This window comes from Psychrobacter sp. UBA6739 (genome assembly GCF_002453835.1).
Classification (GTDB): domain Bacteria; phylum Pseudomonadota; class Gammaproteobacteria; order Pseudomonadales; family Moraxellaceae; genus Psychrobacter; species Psychrobacter immobilis_A.
In genome coordinates this window covers 1-7,056 of sequence record NZ_DKHR01000041.1, presented here as the reverse complement: position 1 = coordinate 7,056, position 7,056 = coordinate 1, and the positions used below count along the sequence as shown (strand labels likewise).

The following is a 7,056-nucleotide window of genomic DNA, read 5'->3' as shown; positions in this document are numbered from 1 at the left end:
GAAGCCATTTTTAAGTGCAGCGTCTTTAATATCTATCGCGTTACCGTCTTCCATAATGATGCGTGAGATATCAGGGCTGACTTTCATGACTTCGTAGATACCGACTCGTCCTTTATAACCTTCACGGCATTCATTACAGCCTACTGGCTCGTGAATGATATTGTCTGGATTGTCCAAATCGGCGTCTGTAAAGCCGAGCTCAAGCAGACTTTGCTTAGGGATGTTAATAGGTTTTTTGCAGTTTTTACACAAACGTCGTGCTAGGCGCTGGGCGATAACCAAGTTCACTGAAGTCGCGATATTAAAGGAGGCCACACCCATGTTACGCAGCCGCGTCAGTGTTTCAGGTGCTGAGTTGGTATGTAGGGTTGAGAGCACCATATGCCCTGTTTGCGCTGCTTTAATTGCAATTTCAGCAGTTTCAAGGTCACGAATCTCACCAACCATGACAATATCAGGATCTTGGCGTAAAAAAGATTTGAGGGCATTTGCGAAAGTTAGACCCACTTTTGGATTGACGTTGACTTGATTGATCCCCTCCAAGTTAATCTCCACTGGATCTTCAGCAGTGGATATGTTGGTCGCGCCAGTATTTAAAATATTAATACCAGTATAAAGCGACACGGTCTTACCAGAACCAGTTGGTCCCGTGATAAGCAACATACCTTGCGGTTTATGCAGTGCCTCTAAAAACATATCTTTCTGATCAGGTTCATAACCGAGCGCTTCAATACCCAACATCGCTGAAGAAGGATCCAAAATACGAAGTACAAGTTTTTCGCCAAATAGGGTAGGCAGACAGCTTACTCGAAAGTCGATGGCTTTATCTTTAGATATCTTGAGCTTGATACGTCCATCTTGTGGCACACGGCGCTCTGAAATATCCATCTGCGACATGACTTTTAAACGGGCCGCAATTTTCCCAGCCAGTTGTACAGGTGGATTGGCCATTTTTTGCATCACCCCATCGACACGAAAGCGAACGCGATAGGTTTTTTCATAGGGTTCAAAGTGCAAATCAGAGGCGCCCATACGAATGGCATCAACCAGCATTTTATTAACAAATTTTACAACAGGTGCTTCCTCGACGCTATCACTAAGCTTGGTCTCGCTTTCCTCTTCTTCACCTTCATCAAAGCCAATATTTAAATCGCTATCAGAGAAGCTATTAAAATTTTGCATGGTATCAGCGTAAAGACTTTCAATACGCTTTTTTAACTTATCTTCTTCGACGACAATAGTTTCAATAGACAGCCGTGAATTAAAAGCAATAGCGTCGATTGCATCCACACGAGTTGGATCACTCAATGCGACGAATAAACGCTGTCCTCGTTTGAATAGTGGCAACGCATTAAATTTACGAACGATTTTTTCATCTACTAAGTCTTTTGGAATGACATCAATATGTAAGGCATCAAGGTCGAAAAGAGGATCACCAAAAGCTTGTGACAACATCTGCGCAAGATGATAAGCATCTGCCAATTTATTGTCGACTAGGTAGGGCACTAGTCCTACTTGTTGCTGTTGCGATTCGGTCTGCGCGATTTTCATATTCGCTTCGCTGACGATACCTTCGCTGATTAGCTGGTGCGCTAAACCACCATATTTGCTCGTGGTGATAGACATTACGACTTCTCCTTAATACCCCATATGCTATATATTTGTCTGAAATCCATACACTTCTGAGAGCCACTTACTATTATAATTTTTAACAGATACCTGCTATAAGTCATTGTTAGCCTTTGGGCTATCATTAATAACAGTCAATGCAGAGATGCTCTTACAAGAGATTTAGCAGAGAAAGCGTTTTAATAGTGTAGGTCATCAGTAGCTTGGTCATTAGATTATTGATAATGTTCTGTTATATATAGACACAATACTATAAAACATTACTTTAGTTTAAAGATTTTATATGAACGATTGAGTGCTTGACCCAAAAAATTATAGCTTGAGACAATGTCTAGAGCGTATCCTCAATTTAATAGACTATCCTCTAAATAAGTTGAAAATGGTTGGATTTTGCCAAACATCGTCGAGTAGCCTATCAATATCTCGATAATATTTGCGCTACTTTCATTGTTTGATATCAATTTATCTCATTTTCATCATAATTTTTTAGAGTGAGGACAAGCCCTAGTAAATATTCGCACTGACTGTCTGTTTTTCTGCTGGCGGCAGCATACTATAGCACTTGGGAATTATTTGTTATACTGGCGCGCATATTAGCCAAATTGGCAAGAATAGATGAAACAAGGTAGATGAGTATGCAAGCTTGGGTAATTGGTAATTGGAAACAAAATCCAGCAACGAGTCACGACGTCGATTTGTTGTTGAATAATTTGTTGACTACGATTGATGCTAAAGAGCAAGCCGACACAGAACGGTCAAATAGTCGCTGTCAGTTGATGGTGGCACCAAGCTGTATTCATCTGGCAGCTGTCAGTGCGCGTTTAGCCGGTAGTTCGATATTGAGTGCAGCGCAAGACGTCAGTGCGCATAGTGCTAGCGTTGGCGCTTATACAGGCGATTGCTCAGCACAGCAAATAGCAGACGCTGGGGCAACTTGGACGATACTGGGTCATTCTGAGCGTCGCCAGTATCATAGCGAGTCTCACGATACGTTATTGCAAAAAGTGACTCACGCACTCACCCAAGGTTTGGGTATGGTATTTTGTATTGGTGAAACTCAGGCTCAATATGATGATAAGCAAACCCTTGACGTAATTGACACTCAGTTATCAGTAATAAAAGAAGTAATTACTACCCAACCAGATCTCATATCATCACTATCTAATCGCCTGATCATTGCTTATGAGCCAGTGTGGGCGATTGGTACTGGCAAAGTCCCAACCGTGAGCGAAGTCAGTCAAACGCATCAGCATATTAAGCAAACCATCACAGGCTTTGCAGAATCACTAAAGGTAATGAGTGTGCTATATGGTGGTAGTGTCAATGCGGACAATGCTGATAGCTTTGCCGCAGATCCTATGATTGATGGGGCATTGGTTGGCGGCGCATCATTAAAGGTAGAGAGTTTTTTGGCAATTGCCAATGCCTTTAGTCGAGCTAAAGACTAGTTAATAGAGATAAAACGTGCATTTCATAGCGGTCTCGATTATAAAATGTCTTTATCAGTTGGCAAAAGTAGGTTTAACAGTGCCCTTGCAATCGTGTACAATGCGCCTTATTTATATAATCGATTTGGCAGCATTACCCGTCAATTGCTATTCCTATTAACCGTAAGATTTATTTTCCGTTATCAGTCGTCATTACGCGGCAAAAGAGGCCACCATGTTTACGTTTATATTAGCCCTGCATATTATCGTGGCGATTGCCATGATCGGCTTGATTTTGATACAGCATGGTAAAGGGGCAGACGCTGGAGCTTCTTTTGGCGCTGGCTCGTCAGGTACGGTCTTTGGTGCGGCAGGAACAGCGAACTTTTTAACGCGTGCGACAGCAGTCTTAACAGTGATATTCTTTATCACCAGTATGACGCTAGCCGTTCACGCGCGCAAACAGGCTGAAGATCAGTTCCGTTTAGATGCACCTGTGTCAGCACCACAAACGCCGCGTCCATTGACACAGAATCCTCAATAACTGTATTTTAAAGACACTTGCCTTTAATAGCTGTCTTTAGTCATTGCCTTTTAATTGAGGCAGCTCTTGCTATTTTGAGACGTTAGATTTACAATGCTTTTCTGTTTTAGCAGTCTGATTCTATCGATGCCTACCTTAAGCATCTATTATGATAGATTAGATAGTAATAATAGAGCAGTGAAAAATGCGATTGTGGTGGAATGGTAGACACGCCATCTTGAGGGGGTGGTGGCGCAAGCTGTGGGGGTTCAAGTCCCCCCAATCGCACCAAGTTTTTAAAGTTGTAACGTATTAAGTGCGGCGTTAGTAATATAGGTAAGAAATTTAGTTTAATTTATTTAAAATAAAGATTGACACTTATATAAAACCCTCCTATAATACGCACCATAGATTGATGCGGGGTGGAGCAGTCTGGTAGCTCGTCGGGCTCATAACCCGAAGGTCGTTGGTTCAAATCCAGCCCCCGCTACCACTTTTTATACTGATGTTTTGTACACTAAATTTGTCAGTAACGATTAGCCCACCATTATGTTTGTGGGTTTTTTTGTATCTGACGGTCAGTGGTATCGCGGTATCTATCCTACTTATGCTAAGCTCTAGTTCTATAGAGTGCGATATTATTCGTTATTGGTTGTCACCTGCCGCTATCGGCGCGCTGCTTCTTAAGCACACTATCCTTTATTCCTCACTCCTTTATCGATAGTACTGCTTTGTGAATAATAAAAGCATTGTCTGGCTGAGCTTGATGTTTTTTGTGCTCATCCCTATATAAGCGCATATCATATAAAATAATATGTTTGTGATTTAAGATAATATAATGACTGTGTCTCTTACTAATAAATAAATTTCATGAGTGAGCGACAATTACGCGGTTTACTAAGTACGATAGATACGTGAATAGGAAAAGATAAATAGATTATGAAGCTTTCAACCAAAGTTACAGAACTGACCAATATTATTGCTCCTGCCGTCGCGGCTTGCGATGTGGCATTATGGGGTATCGAGTTTGCACCGCAAGGCAATCGCTCTTTATTACGCATTTATATTGAGGCATTGCCAGAAGAGCAGGCCCAAAATAAACAAGTAACCATTGAAAACTGTGCAGCAGTGAACCATCAAGTGAGCGGTATTCTTGAGGTTCATGATCCGATTGCTGGTGAGTTTATCTTAGAAGTTTCTTCACCAGGTTTCGACCGTGCATTCTTTTCCGATGAGCAGATGCATGCCTATGTTGGTCAAACTGTCAGCTTGCGTCTAATACAAGCGATTGGTGAAGGTGATCAAAAACGTCGCAAAGCGACAGGTACTTTAGATAGTATCGATGCAAATGTCTTAAATCTGACATCAAGCGATGGTCAGCAGTTTGAGATTGCGCTGAGTAATATTGATAAAGCCAATTTGATTTATGAAGATGCCTAAGCTTTTGTACAGCTTGGTTTGATTTGAAAACTTGAAGTAACAAATCATTCATCAGCATTTTAATATCCAAACAGCTTATATAGCTTACGGTGAAAATATAATAGCAATACATAAATTATAAAATTTAAGTCAATTAAAAATGATAGGACAGGTATAGCATGAGTCGTGAAATCTTAACGGTAGTAGAAACTGTCAGTAATGAAAAGGGCTTAAATCCTGAAGATATCTTTGAAGCGATAGAAGATGCTTTGGTGGTATCGACTAAGAAAAAAGTATACACCGAACAGCCAGAAGTGGCAGTACGGGTTGCTATCGACCGTACAACGGGCGATTATGATACTTATCGTTACTGGACAGTGGTTGCAGATGAAGACCATGAAATGCCTGCTTGTCAGCTAGCCATCAGCGATCTTGATCCAGAAGAATGGTCAATCGGCGATGTCAAAGAAGAACAGATTGAATCGATTGAGTTTGGTCGTATTGCTGCGACGCAAGCCAAACAAGTCATCATCCAAAAGATTCGTGAAGCTGAGCGTAATTTAGTAGCAGATGCTTTTGAGCCACGTGTTGGCGAGATGATGTATGGCGAAGTCAAGAAGCAGACTCGTGATGGCTATATCATTGATCTAGGTGACAATGCCGAAGGCTATTTGTCACGTGATCAGATGCTGCCGCGTGAGCAATTACGTGCAAAATCACGTATCAATGCCATTTTGTATCATGTCAACCGTGAAAACCGTGGTGCTCAGTTGTTACTGTCTCGTACTCATCCTGAAATGCTTTCAGCATTGATGCAAAAAGAAGTACCAGAGATTGCCGAACAAATTATTGAAATCCGCAACGTCGCGCGCTTGCCGGGTACTCGTGCTAAAATAGCTGTGAAAACCAACGATCATCGTATCGATCCAGTTGGTGCTTGTATTGGTATGCGTGGTACACGTATCCAAGCCGTACAGCAGGAGCTTGATGGCGAACGCATTGATGTGGTGGTGTGGTCAGATGATCCAGCACAGTTCATTATCAGTGCTTTAGAGCCAGCTGACGTCAGTAGCATCATTTTGGATGAAGATACGCAGACAGCTGATATTATTTTTAGTACCAATGATCAGTTGGCACGTGCGATCGGTTCACAAGGTCAAAACGTACGTTTGGCGTCTGAGCTAACGGGCTATAAGCTTAATATGATGCTAGAAGAAGAATATCAGCAGCGTCAACAAAACGAATCGAAAGCCTTTATCGAATTATTCTATGAACGTTTAGAAGTAGATAAAGACTTAGCACAAGCACTTGTCGATATTGGTTTTACCAGTATTGAAGAAGTGGCTTACGTACCAGTTGAAACCTTTTATGATATCGAAGGTTTAGACGATGAAGCGATTGAGATGATTCAAGAGCGTGCAAAAGAAGTCGTCATTGCTGATGAGCTGGTCAAACAACAGAACATGAAAGAGCCAAGTCAAGAGCTACAAGAGCTTGAAGGTATGACAGTCAATTGGGCCTATAAAATGGCACAAAAAGACATTATTACCGTTGATGATTTGGCAGAACAAGCAGTCTTCGATCTCGAAGATATCGAAGGTTTAGACTCTGAAACCGCAGGAAAACTCATCATGAAAGCTCGGGAATCTTGGTTCAATGAATAAGCGGTAACTGCATATCGCTGTCTTTTAGTGATATGCTATCGATAATAAAGTGCTGGTATGAATGCAGTACCAATACCAGCCTTACCCCAATCATTTGTAGCCAACAACTGAATTGAACATATAGCAAATAATAGACAGTAGGTGATAATAAATGGCAGATAAGACCGTCAAAGAACTGGCAGATATGGTAGGCAAAACCGCAAGTGCTGTACAACAGCAATTGGTAGATGCTGGACTGCCTGCTCGTGCAGAGGGTGACCTAGTCACTGAGCTTGAGCAAGAGAAGTTGGTGACGTATTTAAAGCAAAGTCATGGTCAGCAAGAAAAGCGTCGTATTAGTCTTAAATCTAAGACAACTAGCACTGCGCGCGTGACCGGCTCTTCAGGTAAATCT

6 protein-coding genes and 2 tRNA genes are annotated in these 7,056 nt (G+C 41.7%); 7 read left to right on the top strand and 1 reads right to left on the bottom strand.

Annotated elements, in window-relative coordinates:
- A partial coding sequence (pilB, locus tag B2575_RS09505) for a type IV-A pilus assembly ATPase PilB (RefSeq protein WP_296241598.1) occupies nt 1–1,626 on the bottom strand: 1,626 nt, incomplete at its 3' end.
- A gap of 638 nt (nt 1,627–2,264) precedes the next feature.
- On the opposite strand from pilB, the gene tpiA reads away from it, so the two are divergent.
- The 7 genes from tpiA to B2575_RS09470 form a co-directional block, all read left to right on the top strand.
- Nucleotides 2,265–3,077: a triose-phosphate isomerase gene (gene tpiA, locus B2575_RS09500; RefSeq protein WP_201501751.1), complete on the top strand. Its 813-nt coding sequence runs from the start codon at nt 2,265–2,267 to the stop codon at nt 3,075–3,077.
- Nucleotides 3,078–3,291: 214 nt separating this feature from the next.
- A complete protein-coding gene (gene secG, locus B2575_RS09495) occupies nt 3,292–3,600 on the top strand; it encodes a preprotein translocase subunit SecG (protein WP_025652589.1) in 309 nt (102 codons plus the stop codon).
- A gap of 186 nt (nt 3,601–3,786) precedes the next feature.
- Nucleotides 3,787–3,870 (top strand) — tRNA-Leu (locus B2575_RS09490).
- Nucleotides 3,871–3,995: 125 nt separating this feature from the next.
- Nucleotides 3,996–4,072: transfer RNA gene (locus B2575_RS09485), tRNA-Met, on the top strand.
- Between the two features lie 446 nt (nt 4,073–4,518).
- Nucleotides 4,519–5,019, top strand: coding sequence for a ribosome maturation factor RimP (gene rimP, locus B2575_RS09480; RefSeq protein ID WP_045454872.1), 501 nt, complete (start codon nt 4,519–4,521; stop codon nt 5,017–5,019).
- A gap of 158 nt (nt 5,020–5,177) precedes the next feature.
- Nucleotides 5,178–6,662: a transcription termination factor NusA gene (gene nusA, locus B2575_RS09475; protein WP_055123697.1), complete on the top strand. Its 1,485-nt coding sequence runs from the start codon at nt 5,178–5,180 to the stop codon at nt 6,660–6,662.
- Between the two features lie 151 nt (nt 6,663–6,813).
- Nucleotides 6,814–7,056 (top strand): hypothetical protein (locus B2575_RS09470; RefSeq protein WP_296241597.1); only part of this gene is annotated, 243 nt, incomplete at its 3' end.

What these genes read in the sequence shown, in the direction of transcription:
- tpiA (WP_201501751.1), top strand. Translation starts at nt 2,265, where the DNA reads ATGCAAGCTTGGGTAATTGGTAATTGGAAACAAAATCCAGCAACGAGT.
- secG (WP_025652589.1), top strand. Translation starts at nt 3,292, where the DNA reads ATGTTTACGTTTATATTAGCCCTGCATATTATCGTGGCGATTGCCATG.
- rimP (WP_045454872.1), top strand. Translation starts at nt 4,519, where the DNA reads ATGAAGCTTTCAACCAAAGTTACAGAACTGACCAATATTATTGCTCCT.
- nusA (WP_055123697.1), top strand. Translation starts at nt 5,178, where the DNA reads ATGAGTCGTGAAATCTTAACGGTAGTAGAAACTGTCAGTAATGAAAAG.